This is a genomic window from Phaeacidiphilus oryzae TH49 (assembly GCF_000744815.1).
Classification (GTDB): Bacteria; Actinomycetota; Actinomycetes; order Streptomycetales; family Streptomycetaceae; genus Phaeacidiphilus; species Phaeacidiphilus oryzae.
This window is the reverse complement of the sequence record NZ_JQMQ01000005.1, coordinates 287,181-303,794: the sequence shown is the minus strand read 5'-3', so window position 1 is coordinate 303,794 and position 16,614 is coordinate 287,181. Positions and strand designations below refer to the sequence as shown.

Here is a 16,614-nt window from a genome sequence, read left to right as displayed (position 1 = left end):
GGCCGGCGGCCTGGAGACGGCCGCGGAGCACGGGGTCAAACGCTTGACGTCAAACGCTTGACGTCGACTCGCCCGGCCTGTCAGAGTCACCCCGTCCGAAGCTCGACCGACTGCGTCCCGCAGCCTCGGCCCCCAACGATGTGGAGCCCTACCGATGCCCGTGCCCCCGCCACCGCCCGCGCCCGCCTCGGCGGACTCGCCGCGCAAGATCATCCTGGACTGCGATCCGGGTCACGACGACGCGGTCGCCCTCCTGCTGGCCCACGGGAACCCCGGTATCGAGCTCCTCGCGGTGACGACCGTGGTCGGCAACCAGACGCTGGAGAAGGTCACCCGAAACGCGCTCTCGGTGGCCGCCGTCGCCGGGATCACCGGCGTCCCCTTCGCGGCCGGCTGCCCCCGCCCCCTGGTCCGCACGGTCGAGACCGCGCCGGACATCCACGGCGACTCCGGCCTGGACGGGCCCGACCTCCCCGAGCCGTCCTTCGCCCTCGACCCGCGGCACGCCGTCGACCTGATCATCGAGACGGTGATGTCGCACGAGCCCGGGACCGTCACCCTGGTCCCCACCGCCGGGCTGACCAACATCGCGATGGCGGCCCGCAAGGAGCCGCGGATCGTCGAGCGGGTGCGCGAGGTGGTGCTGATGGGCGGCGGCTACCACGTGGGCAACTGGAGCCCGGTCGCCGAGTTCAACATAAAGATCGACCCCGAGGCCGCGCATATCGTCTTCAACGAGTGCTGGCCGCTCGTCATGGTCGGCCTGGACCTCACCCACCAGGCGCTGGCCACCCCGGACGTGGTCGAGCGGATCGCCGCGATCGGCACCCGCCCCGCGCGGTTCGTCGTCGAGCTGATGGACTTCTTCGCCGCCGCCTACCGGGACAACCAGGGCTTCGAGCACCCTCCCGTGCACGACCCCTGCGCGGTGGCCTACGTCATCGACCCCAGCATCGTCACCACCCGGCGGGCCCCGGTGAACATCGAGCTCACCGGCACCCTCACGCTCGGGATGACGGTCGCCGACTTCCGCGCCCCGGCGCCGGAGGAGTGCCACACCTCGGTCGCCGTCGACCTCGACCGGGAGAGGTTCTGGGACCTGGTCGTCGACGCGGTGCGCGCCATCGGCGAGCCCGGCGCGGAGAGCGCGGGCGACGAGCCGCAGGGGAGCGGGCGGTGAGCGTGCGTACCGAGACCACGGCCGCGACCGCCCCCGCCAGGACCGGAGTCCTGACCGCCGCCCTCCTGGTCGCCTGCATCGCCTTCCAGCTGAACGCCTCGATGCTCAGCCCCGCCCTGGTGTCGATGCAGAAGGAGCTGCACACCAGCGCGGCCACCGTCGACCTCTCGCAGACCTGGTTCTTCACCGCGGCCGCCCTGTTCTCCCTCTTCCTGCCGCGGCTGAGCGACATCGTCGGCCGCAAGCGGGTGCTGGCCGGGATGATGGCGCTGATGGCGGCCGGCTCGGTGATCGCCGCGCTGGCCCCCGACGTGGGCTGGGTCTTCGCGGGGCGGATCATCCAGGGCGTCTCCGGCCCGACCGTCCCGCTCTGCCTGCTGATGCTCCGCTCCGCCGTGCCCGACCCGCGCCGCTACGGGGCGCTGATGGGGCTGATCACCGCGGTCAACGGAGGGGTGGCCGGCGTCGACTCCTTCGTCGGCGGCTTCTTCACCGAGCACTACGGGTTCCGCAGCCTCTTCTGGATCATGGCCGGACTGGCCGCGGTGGCCGCCGTCCTGGTGGCGGTCAGGGCGCCGGAGACCCGCCCGGGGCGCGGCACCCGGATGGACTGGGCCGGGGTCCTCTGCATCGTGGTCGCTGTCGGCGCCGCCCTGGTCGCGCTGGACGAGGGGGCCGGGCTCCTCAGCGCCTACAGCGCCGGCACGCTGGTGACCGCGCTGGTCTTGGCGGTGGTCGCGGCCGCGGCCTTCGCCGGCTTCTGGGCGGTGGAGAAGCGCGCGGACCAGCCGATGGTCGAGATCGTCCACCTGCGCCGCCGCGCGACCTGGGCCCCGCTGCTGACCACCGTCCTCACCATGACCGGTGTCTTCGCGGTGGTGAACGGGATCGTGCCGGCCTATGTCCAGGCCGCCTCGCCGGGCTTCTCGGTCGGCGCCACGGCGACCTCGCTGCTGATCCTGACCCCGTACGCGCTCCTCGGCTGGATCGTGGGCCCGTTCAGCGGCCGGCTCGCCCCGGTGCTGGGCTACCGCAGGGTGCTGCGGATCGGGCTGCTCGGCAGCCTCCTCTCCCTGGTGGTGGTCGGGGCGCTGGGGCTTATCAGCCTGCCGGCGATGGTGGTGGGCACCGCCCTGCTCGGCATCGCCTACGCGGGGACGGCGAACATCATCCTCAACGGGCTCGGTGTGGTCCTCTCCCCGGAGGGCAACCCCGGCTTCCTGCCGGGGATGAACGCCGGCGCCTTCAACCTGGGGGCGGGGCTGAGCTTCCTCGTCCTGCCGGCGGTCCACCAGGCCACCCAGGCGGCGGTGGACACCCGCACCTCGTACCTGTTCGTGGTGGTGGCCGGGTTCCTGATCACCCTGGCCGCTTTCGGCGCCTCCTTCCTGATCCCGCGCCCCTCGGAGGCCGAGGTGCGGGCGTAGCGGAGCCGCGGTCCGCGGGCCGGCCCGGGGCGATCGTGCCGGCCACCGCCTCCGCGTGGTCGGCGTAGGCGGAGCCTGCCGGGTAGGCGTCCAGCGCCGCGTCCAGGTCCAGCGCCTGACCGGGCTCCAGGGGCCGGGCGAGGGCGTCCGGGCCGATCGCGTGGGGGACCTCGGGCGGCCCCAGCCTGGTCACCGCGGTGTGGACGGCCCAGAGCGGGTTGGGGTCGGTGACCGGCCCCAACCAGCCGATACCCATCGCCAGCCGTGCTCCGGCACGGTGGGGGGCGGCGAACGGGAAGTGCCGGGACTCCCGCTCCGGGCCGGGCAGGGGAATCCCCCGGCAGCGGCGGCGGGATCATCGGCGGGCGCGCCCCCGGTGGCCGGCGCCTCCCGATCCCCTACGCTCGGCGGATGGCGAAGTACTTCGACGTCCACCCGCAGAACCCGCAGCCGCGCATCCTCGGCAAGGTGGCGGACAGCATCCGGTCCGGCGCGCTCATCGCGTACCCCACGGACTCCTGTTTCGCGCTGGGATGCCAGCTCGGCAACCGCGAGGGGCTCTCCAGGATCCGGTCGATCCGTCACCTCGACGACCGCCACCACTTCACGCTGGTCTGCCAGAACTTCGCCCAGCTGGGCCAGTTCGTGCACATCGACAACAACGTCTTCCGGGCCATCAAGGCGGCCACGCCCGGGAGTTACACCTTCATCCTCCCGGCGACCGGTGAGGTGCCGCGGCAGATGCTCCACCCCAAGAAGAAGACCGTCGGGGTGCGGATCCCGGACCACGTCGTCACCCAGGCCCTCCTCGCGGAGCTGGGGGAGCCGCTGCTCTCCAGCACCCTGCTCCTGCCGGACGAGGAGGAGCCCATGACGCAGGGCTGGGAGATCAAGGAGCGGCTCGACCACGTGGTGGACGCGGTCCTGGACTCGGGGGACTGCGGCACCGAGCCGACCACCGTCATCGACTTCTCCGACGGCGCCCCCGAGATCGTCCGCCAGGGCGCCGGCGACGTCTCGCGGTTCGAGTAGCCGCGCGCGGCCGCAGCCCGACCGGCCCGCGGCGGCGCGGAGCAGGGCGTCCCGACCGGTGACATCTCCGGTCGGGTGCGGCACCATGGCCACGGCGGCCCGCCTCCCGAGTGGCGGGCAGGAGGAGAACGCGTGGTGCACGGCTCCGGGGCTCGGATCGAAGCGCCGCTCTGCGACGCTTCCGAGCGCCTCATGGAGGGCCGCCGCGCGCCCGGGGCGCGGAGCGCGGCCGCTCGGGAGATCGCGGCGGCCCGCGACCTCCTCGCGTCCTGCGGCGACCGCCCCGGCCGGCGGTTTCTGGTCGAGCGCGATCTCGCGGCCCTCGTGACCATGCGTCAGGAGCCGTGGGGCGCAGGGGAGTTCCTGCTCCTCGCGGTGCGCCCGGCGTCCCCCCGGGCGGCCGTAGAGCCGCCGCACGGGGCCCCGGTGGACTTCGGGGCCGCGGAGAGCAGGCCGGCCTTCGAGCCTGAGCACCCGACCCCGCCATTGCCGCCGGGCAGTCCGCTGAACGCCCGGGAGGGTGTCGCCCAGTGCGGGCGGAGGCCGCGGGAGCGGCTGGACCGGCCGGGCGCGGCGGCCGCGGTCCGCGCGCGGCGCCGATGGCGCTCGGCCGCCGTCCGCAAGGGCCGGCCCGCCGTCCGTACCGGACTACTCCGCCGACCCTGAGGACCTGCACGGTACGTCTCACGCCGGCAACGCAACGGAGGAGAGCGAGCCATGCCGCTGGAACCGGTGACGCAGGCCTTCCTGGCACTGATGGCCGAGGGCGACGCCCCGCCCATCCACGAGTCCACCCCGGCGATCGCGCGGATGAGCGGTCCCGTCCTGGCCGGGCTGAGCGGTCCCGGCCCCGAGGTGGGAGAGGTCCGCGACCTCAAGCTGGCGGGCTGGGGCGGCGGCCGGTTCCGGGTCCGGGTGCTGAGGCCCGAGGGCGAGCCGAGGGCCGTCATCGTGTACTTCCACGGCGGCGGCTGGGTGATCGGCGACATCGACCTGCAGTACGACCATCTGGGCCGCGATCTGGCGAACCAGACCAGTGCCACCGTCGTGCTGGTCAACTACCGCAAGGCCCCCGAGCACCCCTTCCCGGCCGGGATCGAGGACAGCTACGCCGGCCTGCGGTGGGCCGCCGAGCACGCCGGCGAACTGGCCGCCGAGGGCGCCCCGCTGATCGTCGCCGGGGACAGTGCCGGCGGCAACATCAGTGCCGTGATGACGCTCTGGGCCCGGGACCGGGGCGGACCGAGGATCGACTACCAGGTGCTGGTCTACCCGGTGACCGACTGCGACCTGGACACCGAGTCCAGCCTGGCACCGGAGAACCAGCTGCTGCTCAGCCGGGACACCATGGCCTGGTTCTGGCGCCACTACCTGCCGGACGAGGCGGCCCGCAGCCATCCGGACGCCTCCCCGCTGCGCGCCGAGAGCCACGCCGGGCTGCCGCCGGCGCTGGTCTACGTGGCCGAGTACGACCCCCTCCACGACGAAGGGGTCGCCTACGCGCGGGCGTTGAAGGACGCCGGGGTCCCGGTGGTGCTGGAGGAGGCCGCCGGGCAGATGCACGCGTACTTCCAGATGGCCAAGATCCTGCCCGGCTACGAGGAGGGCGTGCGGCTGGTCGCCGACCACGTCAACGCCTTCGTCGCGGCGTTCCCCGGCAGTTCCGCGGAAGGAGCCTGAGCCATGACCCAGCCCACGCCTCGGCCCACGCCTCAGCCGATGACCCGGCCCACGCCTCGGCCGGCGCCCGGTTCCGGGCAGGACGTGATCATCATCGGTGCCGGTTTCGCCGGCCTCTACCAGCTGCTGCGGCTGCGCCGGCTCGGCCTGCGCGCCCACGTCCTGGAGGCGGGCGGCGACGTCGGCGGCACCTGGTACTGGAACCGCTACCCGGGCGCCCGCTGCGACATCGAGTCGATCGAGTACTCCTACTCCTTCGACCCCGAGCTGGAGCAGGAGTGGGACTGGAGCGAGCGATACGCCGCCCAGCCGGAGATCCTCTCGTACGCCCGGCACGTCGCCGACCGCTACGACCTCCGCCGGGACATCACCTTCCACACCCGCGTGGCCGGCCTGGAGTGGGACGCCGAGGCCGGCCGCTGGACGGTGCGCACCGAGGACGGCGGCACCCGCACCGCCCGCTTCGTGATCGCCGCCACCGGCTGCCTCTCGGTGCCCTCGCGGCCGGACTTCGCCGGTCTCGGCGACTTCTCCGGAGAGCTGTACTGGACCTCGAGCTGGCCGCACGAGGAGGTCGACCTGGCCGGCAAGCGGGTCGCCGTGATCGGCACCGGCTCCTCCGGACTCCAGACCATCACCGCGATCGCCCCGCTCGTCGGCGAGCTGACGGTGTATCAGCGCACCCCGAGCTTCGCCGTCCCGGCCCACAACGGGCCCAACCAGGACCGGCTGGCCGAGGCCAGGAAGCGGTACCGGGAGATCCGCGCCTACAGCAGAGACTCGCGGATCGGCTTCCAGTGCCAGGAGGGCACCGCCCTGCTGGCCGAGACGGACCCGGAGGAGGCCCGGCGGGAGCTGGACCGCCGGTGGGCCGACGGCGGCCTGTGCTTCTCCAGCGCCTACCGGGACGTCCTGCGGAACCCCGACGCCAACGAGAGGGCGGCGGAGTACGTCCGGTCCCGGATCCGGGAGAAGGTCGCGGACCCGAAGCTGGCCGAGAAGCTCTCCCCGCGCGGCTATCCGATCGCCTCCAAGCGGATGTGCGTGGACACCGGCTACTTCGAGGTCTACAACCGGGACAACGTCGGCCTGGTCGACATCAACGAGCACCCCATCCGGCGGATCACCGAGCGCGGCATCCTGGCCGGCGAGGAGGATCGCGCGCACGACGTGATCATCCTGGCCACCGGCTTCGACGCCATGACCGGCGCGCTCACCTCGATGGACGTCCGGGGCGAGGGCGGCCAGAGCCTGCGGGAGAAGTGGGCCCACGGCCCGCGCACCTATCTCGGCCTGATGTCGGCCGGCTTCCCCAACCTGTTCATGATCACCGGCCCGCAGAGCCCCTCGGTGCTGTCCAACATGATGACCTCGATCGAGTACCACGTGGACTGGATCACCCGCGCCCTGGGGCATCTCGGCGAGCGGGGGCTGACCCGGATGGAGGCGGAGCCGGAGGCCGAGGACAACTGGGTGAACACCACCAACGACGTCGCCGCCCTCACCCTGATGCCGCAGGCGGCGTCCTGGTACATGGGCGCCAACATCCCCGGCAAGCAACGGGTGTTCATGCCCTTCGTGGGCGGGGTCGGCACCTATCGCCAGATCGGCGACGGGGTCGCGGTGGCCCGCTACCACGGCTTCGAACTGAGCTGAGCGGTCCGCGCCCGGAGAGGTCCCCGGGCCGCGGCCCCTAGTCTGGCGACCATGCCGAAGAATCGCCCGTCCGTCCTCGTCTTCGACGTCAACGAGACCCTCAGCGACCTGAGCCCGCTGGGCGACCGCTTCGCGGAGGCCGGCCTGCCCGCCGACCGGATGCCGCTGTGGTTCGCCGGCATCCTCCGGGACGGCATCGCCCTCGCCGCGGCCGGCGGCTACGCGGACTTCGCCGACCTGGCCCGGGACGGCCTCCGCGCCCTGCTGCCGGCCGAGTGGGCGGAGGCCGAGGGGGAGGCCGCCGTCGAACACGTCGTCTCCGGCTTCGCCGAACTGAACGTCCACCCGGACGTCCCCGACGGGGTAAGGGCACTGCGCGCGGCCGGCTTCCGGCTGGTCACCATGACCAACGGCAGTCCCGACCTCAGCGAGGGCCTGCTGCGGCGGGCCGGGGTGCGGGACTGCTTCGAGGCGCTGCACGGCGTACGCGGCCCCGGCCGGTGGAAGCCGCATCCGGCGGCCTACCACTACCCGGTCGAGCGGGCCGGTGTCCGCCCGGACCAGGCCATGCTGGTCGCCGTCCACCCCTGGGACGTGGACGGGGCGCAGCGCGCCGGACTGCTCGGCGCCTGGATCCGGCGGGGAGCCGGGCCGAGGGCCTACCCCAGCTCGCTGACCCCACCCGGGGTGACCGCGCGGGACCTGGTGGAACTCGCCGCCGTGCTGGGCTGACGGCTGGGTCCGACCCGCCGTCCGGACCCGACCCGCCGTGCGGGCCCGACCCGCCGTGCGGGCCCGACCCGCCGTGCGGGCCGCCGTCCTCGATGCGCCCGGGCCGGGCTGCTAACCTGACCGACGGCAATTTCCCCCCAAGGACGGGAAGCAGACATGGCGGGTGACGACGACATCTCCGGGTGATACCCGGTCCTGAGGCCGTCGCGGGCGCTGGGCGCCCTGCGTGACGGCCCGCTTCGTCGTGCCCGTTCGAGACCTGTCTGCCCCCGGCGGAGCCGTCTCCGCCCATTCCTCCCTGGATCGCCCTGAATGTCCGACGCCTCCGTCGTCTGCTCCCACCTGTCCTTCTCCTGGCCCGACGACACCCCCGTCTTCCAGGACCTGACCTTCGCCGTCGGCGCCGGCCGCACCGGCCTGGTCGCGCCCAACGGCTCCGGCAAGACCACGCTGCTCAGGCTGATCGCCGGCGAACTGACCCCGTCCGCGGGGTCGCTGACGGTCGGCGGCACCTCCGGTTACCTCCCGCAGGACCTGCCGCTGACCGCCGCCCTCACGGTCGCCGAGGTCCTCGGCGTCGCCGAGCGGATCCGCGCGCTGGACGCGGTGGAGTCCGGCGACGTCGCCGAGGAGCACTTCACCACCATCGGCGACGACTGGGACATCGAGGAGCGCAGCCTGGCGCAGCTCGAACGCCTGGGCCTGGGCGGAGTCCGCCTGGACCGGCCGCTGGGCACCCTCAGTGGCGGGCAGGTCGTCCAACTCGGCCTCGCCGCCCAGCTGTTGAGGCGGCCCGACGTACTGCTCCTGGACGAGCCCACCAACAACCTCGACCTGGCCGCCCGGCACCGGCTGTACGAGGTCCTCGCGGACTTCTCCGGCTGCCTGCTGCTGGTCAGCCACGACCGCGCGCTGCTCGACCGGATGGACCGGATCGCCGAGCTCGACCCCGGCGAACTGCGCCTGTACGGCGGGAACTTCACCGCCTACGAGCAGGCCGTGGAGGCCGAGCGGGAGGTCGCGGAGAAGAACATCCGGAACGCGGAGCAGGAGCTGAAGCGGGAGAAGCGGGAGTTGCAGCAGGCCCGCGAGCGCGCGGAACGCCGGGCGAGCAACGCCGCCCGCAACCTCAAGAGCGCCGGCCTGCCCCGGATCTTCGCCGGGAACATGAAGCGCGGCGCCCAGGAGTCGGCAGGCCGCTCCGGTCAGCTGCACGCCTCCCGGGTCGGCGAGGCCAAGGCCCGGCTCGACGAGGCGGAGCGGGGCCTGCGCGAGGAGCAGCGGCTGACCCTCGACCTCTCCGGCACCCGGGTGCCGAGCGGGCGCGACCTTTTCTCCGGCGAAAAGCTACAGGTCCTCGTCGGGGACCGGCCGCTCTTCGCGGGGGAGGGGGTGGATCTGGCCATCCGCGGTCCCGAGCGGATCGCCCTGGTCGGCCCGAACGGGACCGGGAAGACCACCCTTCTCCGCGTCCTGACCGGTGACCTGGCCCCGGACGGGGGCCGGATCAAGCGGGCGGACGGGCGGGTCGCCTACCTGTCCCAGCGGCTGGACCTGCTGGAGCAGGACCGCACGGTGGCCGAGAACTTCGCGGCGGCGGCCCCCGACCTGCCCGCCGTGGAGCGGATGAACCTCCTGGCCCGCTTCCTCTTCCGCGGCGCCGCCGCCCATCTGCCGGTCCGGGCGCTCTCCGGCGGCGAGCGGCTGCGGGCCACCCTGGCCTGCGTGCTGTGCGGGGAGCCGGCCCCTCAGCTGCTCCTCCTCGACGAGCCGACGAACAACCTCGACCTGGTGAGCGCCGGCCAGTTGGAGGGTGCCCTCGACTCCTACCAGGGGGCGTTCGTGGTGGTGAGCCACGACGAACGGTTCCTGGCCGGCATCGGGGTCGACCGGTGGCTGCGGCTGACCGACGGAGTCCTGGAGGAGGCGGGCGCCCCGGGGCGGTGAGCCGCCACGCGGCAGCGGCTCAACTCGCTGGTGCGGCCGGTGCGGACGGGGCGGTCCCGCCGGCCGCCGCACCGGCCCGCAGGCCGTCCATGATCAGGTCGAGCAGCCGGGTGAGCTGCGGCTGCGCGTTCTCCTGGCCGGCCAGCTGCCACAGGCCGGCGATGAGGAGGAAGAAGTCCTCGGCGGTCAGCCCGGGGCGGACGGCCCCGGCCTCCTCGCAGGCGCGGAGGAGGCGCTCCGCCGCGGCCGTCATCGCCGCGTAGCCCTGCTCCTTGACCTCCCCGGCGCCGCTGGTGGCCTGGCGGATCGCGTCGGCCAGGCCGGCCTTGGCGGCGGCGAACCGGGCGAGCCGGTCCATCCACTCGCGCAGCGCCCGGTCCGGCTCCCTGGTCGCCAGCAGCTGGTCCGCGCTCTCGGCCACCTGCTGGGCCTCGTAGCGGTACACCTCCAGGACGAGCGCCTCCCGGCTGGGGAAGTTGCGGTAGAAGGTGCCCTGGCCGACGCCCGCCTTCCGGGCGATCGCGCTCAGCGGGACCTGGTCCGAGCGCGTCAGCTCGGCCAGCGCGACCTCCAGGATGCGCCGGCGGTTCCGCAGCGCGTCCGAGCGCTGCGGGGCGGAGGCCTTCTTGTCGTCCACCTTCTTCTCCCGTACCCGTCCCGCTTCCGGAGCCGGTCGGGTCGCCCTTGCCAAGCGGACAATTGTCCACTAGCTTCTCTCGGAGTCGGACAGTTGTCCACTTCGAGCCCACTCTAGCGGCCCCTTCCGCAGCCGCCTCCACCACCTCCTGCCTCGTCTTATCTCGTCGTCTTCCGGATGCCTGAAAGAAGGCCGAGCATGGACTCTTCGACGTCCAGCGATATCACTCTCCACATCAATGGCGAGAAGCACACACTGCCCGTCGACCACCGCACCACTGTGCTCGACCTGTTGCGCGAGCGCCTCGATCTGACCGGTACCAAGAAGGGCTGCGACCAGGGCCAGTGCGGCGCCTGCACGGTCCTCGTCGACGGCCGCAGGGCCCTGTCCTGCCTGCAGCTGGCGGTGGCGGCCGAGGGCCGCGAGATCGCCACCATCGAAGGCATCGCCGAGGAGAGCGGACAGCTCCACCCGGTGCAGCAGGCCTTCCTCGATCTGGACGGATACCAGTGCGGCTACTGCACGCCGGGGCAGATCTGCTCCGCCGTGGCGATGCTGGAGGAGCACGCGGCCGGCTGGCCGAGCGCCGCCACCCGGGACCTCAGCCCGGAGGCCGGACCTCCGCCGCTCACCCCTGAGGAGATCCGCGAGCGGATGAGCGGCAACCTGTGCCGCTGCGCCGCCTATGTGTCGATCGTCCAGGCGATCGGCCGCGCGGCCGGCGCCCGCACCGAGGAGGCGGCCCGATGAAGGAGTTCGGATACCGACGCGCCACTGACGTCTCCGGCGCGGTCGCACTGCTCGACGGCGATCCCGGGGCGCGGTTCCTCGGTGGGGGGACCAATCTGGTGGATTTGATGAAGTCCGGGGTGGAGCGGCCGTCGCTGCTGGTGGATGTGCGGGAACTGCCGTTGGGCGGGATCGAGTCGACCGCGGAGGGCGGGCTGCGGATCGGGGCCACGGTCAGCAACAGCGACCTGGCCGCAGATGGGGAGGTGCGGCGGCGCTATCCGCTGCTGGCGCAGGCGGTGCTGGCCGGGGCCTCGGGCCAGCTGCGCAACATGGCCACGGTCGGCGGCAACCTGCTGCAGCGCACCCGCTGCGGCTACTTCACCGACGTCAGCCGCCCGTGCAACAAGCGGGTCCCGGGCAGCGGCTGCCCGGCCATCCAGGGCGAGCACCACAACCACGCCATCCTGGGCGCCTCCCCGCACTGCGTGGCCGTCCACCCCTCCGACATGGGGGTGGCGCTGGCCGCGCTGGACGCCGTGGTGACCTACCGCACCGCGCAGGGCGAGGGGCGGCTGCCGCTCACCGACTTCTACCTCCCGGTCGGGGACTCCCCGCACCGGGAGACCGCGCTGCCGCCGGGCGCCCTGATCACCGGTGTGGTCCTGCCGCCGGCCCCGGTCGCCGCCCACTCGCGCTACCGCAAGGTCCGCGAGCGCGCCTCCTACGCCTTCGCGATCGGCTCGGTGGCGGCCGCCCTGGCGGTCGAGGGGGGCACGGTGCGGCAGGTGCGCCTGGCCCTGGGCGCGGTCGCCTCCCACCCCTGGCGGGCCCGGGCCGCCGAGGCGGCGCTGACCGGCCGCCCGGCCACCCCCGCCTCCTTCACGGCCGCCGCCGAGGCCGAACTGGCCACCGCCGCACCCCTGCCCCACAACGGCTACAAGGTCACCCTCCTCCACAACCTCATGGTCGCCGTCCTGACCGAACTCACCCAGGAGGCCACCCGATGACCACCACCACGACCGGCGCCGCGGCCCCCTCGGCCAACCGGGCCGTCGGCACCGCCCACACCCGGGTGGAGGGCCGGGACAAGGTGACCGGCGCGGCCCGCTACGCGGCCGACATCCCCTTCACCGAACTCGCCTACGGCTGGCTGGTGCTGTCCACGGTGGCCCGGGGCCGGATCCAGTCGGTCGAGACCGGGCCGGTCCTGGAGATGCCCGGGGTGATCACGGTCCTCCACCACGGCAACGCCCCCCGGGTGGACACCGACTACGCCGGGATGGTCGGCCCCCCCGACCCGACCGCCGCCGTCTTCCAGCACGACCGGGTGCCGCATCTGGGCTGGCCGGTGGCGATGGTGGTGGCCGAGACTCCGGAGCAGGCCAGGGAGGCCGCCGAGTCCCTGGTCGTGCGGTACCGGACGGAACCGCACGACGTCGAGTTCTCCGCCGGGCGCCCGGACGCGTACCCGGTCGACGGCTTCATGCCCGCGATCACCGAGAAGGGCGACCAGGCGGCCGAACTCGCCGCCTCCGCCGTGGTCGTGGACGAGGAGTACACCACTCCGGAGGAGCACCACAGCTCCATGGAGCCGCACGCCGCGACCGCCCGCTGGGAGGACGGCCGGCTGGACCTGGTCGACTCCAACCAGAGCGCGATCTGGGTCGCCGACGAGCTCGCCAAGATGTTCTCGCTCGACCTCTCCTCGGTCCGGGTGCGCTCCGAGCACGTCGGCGGCGGCTTCGGCAGCAAGGGCCTGCGCGCCCACCAGGTCGCCGCCGCGATGGGCGCGACCGTCCTCCAGCGGCCGGTCCGGGTGGTGCTGACCCGCCGTCAGGTCTTCTCGCTCACCGGCTACCGCAGCCCCACCGTGCAGCGGGTCAGGCTGGGCGCCGACGCCGACGGGCGGCTGCGCGCGCTGGAGCACGACTCGCTGAGCCTCACCTCCACCGTCCACCAGTTCATCGAGCCCAGCGCCGGGGTCGCCCGGGTGATGTACGACGCCGACGCCCACCGCACGGCCAACCGCGTCCTGCGGCTCGACGTCCCGACGCCCACCTTCATGCGGGCGCCGGGGGAGGCCCCGGGGTCCTTCGCGCTGGAGTCGGCGCTCGACGAGCTGGCCGAGAAGTGCGGGATCGACCCGGTCGAGCTGCGCGTCCGCAACGAGCCCGAGCGGGCCCCGGTCTCCGGACTGCCCTTCGGCAGCCGCAACCTCCTCGCCTGCTTCCGGGAGGGCTCCCGCAGGTTCGGCTGGGCCGACCGTGACCCGCGCCCGGGCGTCCGCCGGGACGGCCGCTGGCTGCTCGGCACCGGCACCGCCGCGGCCTCCTTCCACGCGGGCGCGCTGCCGTCCACCGCGGCCGTCACAGCCGAGGCGGACGGCGGGTTCACGGTGCGGATCGGCGCCGCGGACATCGGCACCGGCGCCCGTACGGCGCTCACCCTGATCGCGGCGGACGCGCTGGACACCACCCCGGACCGGGTCCGGGTGCACATCGGCGACAGCGACTTCGGCCCGGCCTCGATCGCCGGCGGCTCGATGGGCACTCGCTCCTGGGCCTGGGCGATCACGGTCGCGGCCGCGGAGCTGCGCGAGCGGCTCGCCCTCGGCGCCGACATCCCGCCGGAGGGGATCACCGTCCGCTCGGACACCACCCAGGCCGTCGGCTCCCTGGCGCCCAAGGAGCGGCACTCCTTCGGCGCCCAGTTCGCCGAGGTGGCGGTGGACCCGGCCACCGGGGAGGTGCGGGTCCGCCGGATGCTCGGCATCTTCGCGGCCGGCCGCATCGTCAACCCGCTCACCGCCCGCAACCAGCTGGCCGGCGGGATGGCCTGGGGGCTCTCCATGGCCCTCCACGAGGAGGCCGTGCGGGACCGCGCCAGCGGCGGGCTCTACGGCCCCGACCTGGCCGGCTACCATGTGGCCGCGCACGCCGACATCCCGCCCATCGAGGCGGACTGGGTGGCGGACGAGGACCCGGAGGACCCGGTCGGCATCAAGGGCGTCGGCGAGATCGGCATCGTGGGCGCGGCCGCCGCGATCGCCAACGCGGTCTGGCACGCGACCGGCGTACGCTACCGCCACCTCCCCATCCGCCCGGACCGCGTCCTCCAGGCGGGCACCGCGCTGCCGGACGCCTGACAGGGCCGAGCGACCTCACACCCGGACCCGCCCGAGGGCCCCGGGTGTGAGGTCGCTCGGGCTGGGACAGCCATCTCGACCACCTCGATACCAGGCTCGGCGTCCGCACCCGCGCCGAGGCCGTCGCCCGGGCCCACCGCCACGGCTACGGTCTGCCGGCGGACGGCGACTCCGCCCCACCGGGCCGGCCTTAAAGGTTTCTGAAGAAGTCGGCGGTAGAGATTTGAAGATTTGCCGTCCAAGACTTGAGGTCGGCGTCGTACAGGACTGGCGCGACCTGAGGTGGGCGGATGTCGGAACTGCTGGGACGAGGGCGGCGAACGGCGAGCGGCTCCAAGGCGGCCCCGCCCGGGCGCCGGCGCGGCGGCCCGGGACGGCTTCGCCGGCTGCTGCGGCGGCGCTGGATGCGGGTGTCGCTGGCGCTCTTCGGGGTCTTCCTCGCCTGGTTCTGCTGGTCGATGGGGCGGGCACTGGCCGCGCCCGGTGACGACAGCGTGGCCGCCCGGGTGGCCGAGTGGGGGCGCGATCACCATCTGGGCGTGGTAGTGGCCTGGCTGGAGACGGCCCAGTACAACCTCCATCCGCCTAAGACCGGCGGCACCCCGTCGATAGCTCTGCGTCCCGATGGCGGCACTGCCCCCGGCACGGCCTCAGCGCCCTCGCCGCACTCGGCGCACTCGGCGGCCGCCGTCGCGCTGCCGCCCCGGCTGGTCTCTCCCGCCCGCCCGGCACTGCCCGGCGAGGGCGCCTGGCAGGTGCTGCGCACGGTCCACGGCAGGCCCGCCGTGATCGGCGCCTATCTGCGGCCGGACGCCACCCACACCTCCTACGTCGCCGCGGTCGCCTCCATGGACCCCGCACTGGTCCGCTTCGAGCTCCATCCGGGCACCGCGGACCCGGGCCCGGCGAACTGGGGCGTGCCCTACTCGGTGCCGCCGGCCTCGCGCTCCGGCCTGGTGGCCACCTTCAACGGCGGTTTCAAGATCAACCAGTCCGGCGGCGGCTTCCTCCTGGGCGGGGTCACCAAGGGCGCCCTCAAGCCCGGCGCGGCCTCCCTGGTCTTCTACCGCGACGGCAGGGTCGCGGTGGGCACCTGGGGGTCGGAGGTCTCGATGTCCCCGCAGGTGGTCGGTGTGCGGCAGAACCTGCGGCTGGTCGTCGACCACGGCCGGGTGCCCTCCGGCGTGAACAGCGACATCGAGTCCGGGTGGGGGCTGACCATCGGCGGGAAGTACTTCGTGTGGCGCTCGGGCGTGGGGGTCACCGCCGACGGCCGGGTGGTCTTCGTCTACGGCCCCGCGCTGTCCGTACGCACCCTCGCCGACCTGCTGCAGCGGGCGGGCTGCGTGGAGGCGATGCAGCTGGACATCAACCCGGCCTGGATGTCCTTCATGTACTACCGGCCGCCGGTGGGGGCGGCCGATCCGGTGCCGGTCAAACTGCTCGCCGGGCAGCAGCGTCCCGCCGACCGCTACTACACGCCCACCAGCCGCGATTTCGTCGCAGTGTTCGCCCGATGACCGCGGCACTGCGCACGGTCGCCGCCGACGCACAGGCCCGTGCGGGGGCACGGTTCCGCACGACCGCCGTGGCGGCCGTGCGGACCGCCCGCCCCCGGCAGTGGAGCAAGAACCTGCTGGTCCTCGCGGCGCCGCTGGCGGCGTGGGCGGCCGGCCGGGGCCGGCTCGCGGCGGGCGAACTGGCGCTGGCCGTCGCCGCGTTCGTCTGCGTCGCCTCCGCGCTGTACTTCGTCAACGACCTGGTCGACCTGGAGCGGGACCGCCGGCACCCGGTCAAACGGCTGCGCCCGCTGCCCTCGGGCGCCCTGAGTGCGCGAGCGGCACTGGCCTGCGGAGCGGGCTGCGTCCTGGCCGGCGAACTGTTCGGGGTGGCCACCGGGCGGGTGGCGTTCTCGGCTGTGCTGAGCTGCTACCTCCTGCTCAGCCTGGGTTACTCGGTCCTGCTCAAGCACGTCCCGGGCCTGGAACTAGTGGTCCTCGCCTCGGGTTTCGTGCTGCGGGCAGTGGGGGGAGGGGCGGCCGCCGGGGTGCCGCCCTCGGCCTGGTTCGTGCTGGTGTGCAGCCTGGGGGCGCTGCTGATGGCGGTCGAGAAGCGCGGCGCGGAGGTCGCACTGCTCGGCGCGGCCGCCGCCGCGCACCGGCCGGTGCTCCGCTGGTACCGCGGCGGGTGGTTGCCGGCGGCCCGCAGATGCCTGATCGCGGCGGTGCCGGCCGCCTACCTCGGCTGGGCGCTCGGGGCGGCCGCGACGCCCCTCCGGATCTGGCACCTGCTGAGCGTCCTCCCCCTCCTTCTCGCCTTGCTACGCTTCGACCGGCTCGCCTCGCGCCGTCCCGGCGCCCGGGTGGAGGACTTGATGGTGACGGATCGTCTGATGGTCGCGGCCGAACTGGTGTGGCTGGCCGCCTTCCTCGGGCCGGCGCTGTGA

At 73.8% G+C, this 16,614-nt stretch carries 15 protein-coding genes; 13 read left to right on the top strand and 2 right to left on the bottom strand.

The annotated features are described in order from the left end of the window. Window positions 1-154: 154 nt before the first annotated feature. Window positions 155-1,180 (top strand): uridine-preferring nucleoside hydrolase UriH, encoded by a 1,026-nt coding sequence (gene uriH / locus BS73_RS05635; RefSeq protein WP_051939508.1) that lies wholly within the window; start codon window positions 155-157, stop codon window positions 1,178-1,180. Next, window positions 1,177-2,607 (top strand): uridine transporter UriT, encoded by a 1,431-nt coding sequence (gene uriT, locus BS73_RS05630; RefSeq protein WP_235215318.1) that lies wholly within the window; start codon window positions 1,177-1,179, stop codon window positions 2,605-2,607. The genes uriH and uriT overlap by 4 nt, the downstream gene beginning before the upstream one ends. Here uriT and BS73_RS05625 read toward each other — a convergent pair. Continuing rightward, window positions 2,540-2,869, bottom strand: coding sequence for a hypothetical protein (locus BS73_RS05625; protein WP_407675127.1), 330 nt, complete (start codon window positions 2,867-2,869; stop codon window positions 2,540-2,542). The genes uriT and BS73_RS05625 overlap by 68 nt on opposite strands. A gap of 149 nt (window positions 2,870-3,018) precedes the next feature. Here BS73_RS05625 and BS73_RS05620 point away from each other — a divergent pair, with 149 nt between their 5' ends. The 6 genes from BS73_RS05620 to abc-f all read left to right on the top strand — a co-directional run bounded on the left by BS73_RS05620 (window position 3,019) and on the right by abc-f (window position 9,654). After that, entirely contained in the window at window positions 3,019-3,639 is a 621-nt protein-coding gene (locus BS73_RS05620; RefSeq protein WP_037570182.1) for an L-threonylcarbamoyladenylate synthase, read from the top strand. Window positions 3,640-3,771: 132 nt separating this feature from the next. Beyond that, window positions 3,772-4,305 (top strand): hypothetical protein, encoded by a 534-nt coding sequence (locus tag BS73_RS05615; protein WP_037570179.1) that lies wholly within the window; start codon window positions 3,772-3,774, stop codon window positions 4,303-4,305. A 51-nt stretch (window positions 4,306-4,356) separates the two neighbouring features. Next, complete coding sequence (locus tag BS73_RS05610; RefSeq protein ID WP_037570176.1) at window positions 4,357-5,319, top strand: alpha/beta hydrolase; 963 nt, start codon at window positions 4,357-4,359, stop codon at window positions 5,317-5,319. Window positions 5,320-5,322: 3 nt separating this feature from the next. Continuing rightward, on the top strand, window positions 5,323-6,975 hold the full coding sequence (locus BS73_RS05605; protein ID WP_235215317.1) for a flavin-containing monooxygenase: 1,653 nt from the start codon (window positions 5,323-5,325) through the stop codon (window positions 6,973-6,975). Window positions 6,976-7,026: 51 nt separating this feature from the next. Further along, window positions 7,027-7,707, top strand: coding sequence for a haloacid dehalogenase type II (locus BS73_RS05600; protein WP_037570172.1), 681 nt, complete (start codon window positions 7,027-7,029; stop codon window positions 7,705-7,707). Between the two features lie 312 nt (window positions 7,708-8,019). Next, the gene (abc-f, locus tag BS73_RS05595; protein WP_037570170.1) at window positions 8,020-9,654 is read left to right on the top strand and encodes a ribosomal protection-like ABC-F family protein; all 1,635 of its coding nucleotides are present in this window, start codon (window positions 8,020-8,022) and stop codon (window positions 9,652-9,654) included. Between the two features lie 19 nt (window positions 9,655-9,673). On the opposite strand, the gene BS73_RS05590 is transcribed toward abc-f, so the two are convergent. Continuing rightward, on the bottom strand, window positions 9,674-10,291 hold the full coding sequence (locus BS73_RS05590; protein WP_037570168.1) for a TetR/AcrR family transcriptional regulator: 618 nt from the start codon (window positions 10,289-10,291) through the stop codon (window positions 9,674-9,676). A gap of 198 nt (window positions 10,292-10,489) precedes the next feature. Here BS73_RS05590 and BS73_RS05585 point away from each other — a divergent pair, with 198 nt between their 5' ends. The 5 genes from BS73_RS05585 (at window position 10,490) to BS73_RS05565 (ending at window position 16,614) form a co-directional block, all read left to right on the top strand. Continuing rightward, complete coding sequence (locus BS73_RS05585) at window positions 10,490-11,041, top strand: (2Fe-2S)-binding protein (protein ID WP_037570167.1); 552 nt, start codon at window positions 10,490-10,492, stop codon at window positions 11,039-11,041. Beyond that, window positions 11,038-12,030: an FAD binding domain-containing protein gene (locus BS73_RS05580; RefSeq protein WP_037570166.1), complete on the top strand. Its 993-nt coding sequence runs from the start codon at window positions 11,038-11,040 to the stop codon at window positions 12,028-12,030. Before BS73_RS05585 ends, BS73_RS05580 begins: the two co-directional genes overlap by 4 nt. Further along, window positions 12,027-14,168, top strand: coding sequence for a xanthine dehydrogenase family protein molybdopterin-binding subunit (locus BS73_RS05575; protein ID WP_037570165.1), 2,142 nt, complete (start codon window positions 12,027-12,029; stop codon window positions 14,166-14,168). The genes BS73_RS05580 and BS73_RS05575 overlap by 4 nt, the downstream gene beginning before the upstream one ends. A gap of 290 nt (window positions 14,169-14,458) precedes the next feature. Then, window positions 14,459-15,688: a phosphodiester glycosidase family protein gene (locus tag BS73_RS05570; protein ID WP_037570163.1), complete on the top strand. Its 1,230-nt coding sequence runs from the start codon at window positions 14,459-14,461 to the stop codon at window positions 15,686-15,688. After that, window positions 15,685-16,614, top strand: a complete 930-nt coding sequence (locus BS73_RS05565) for a decaprenyl-phosphate phosphoribosyltransferase (protein WP_051939503.1) — start codon at window positions 15,685-15,687, stop codon at window positions 16,612-16,614. The genes BS73_RS05570 and BS73_RS05565 overlap by 4 nt, the downstream gene beginning before the upstream one ends.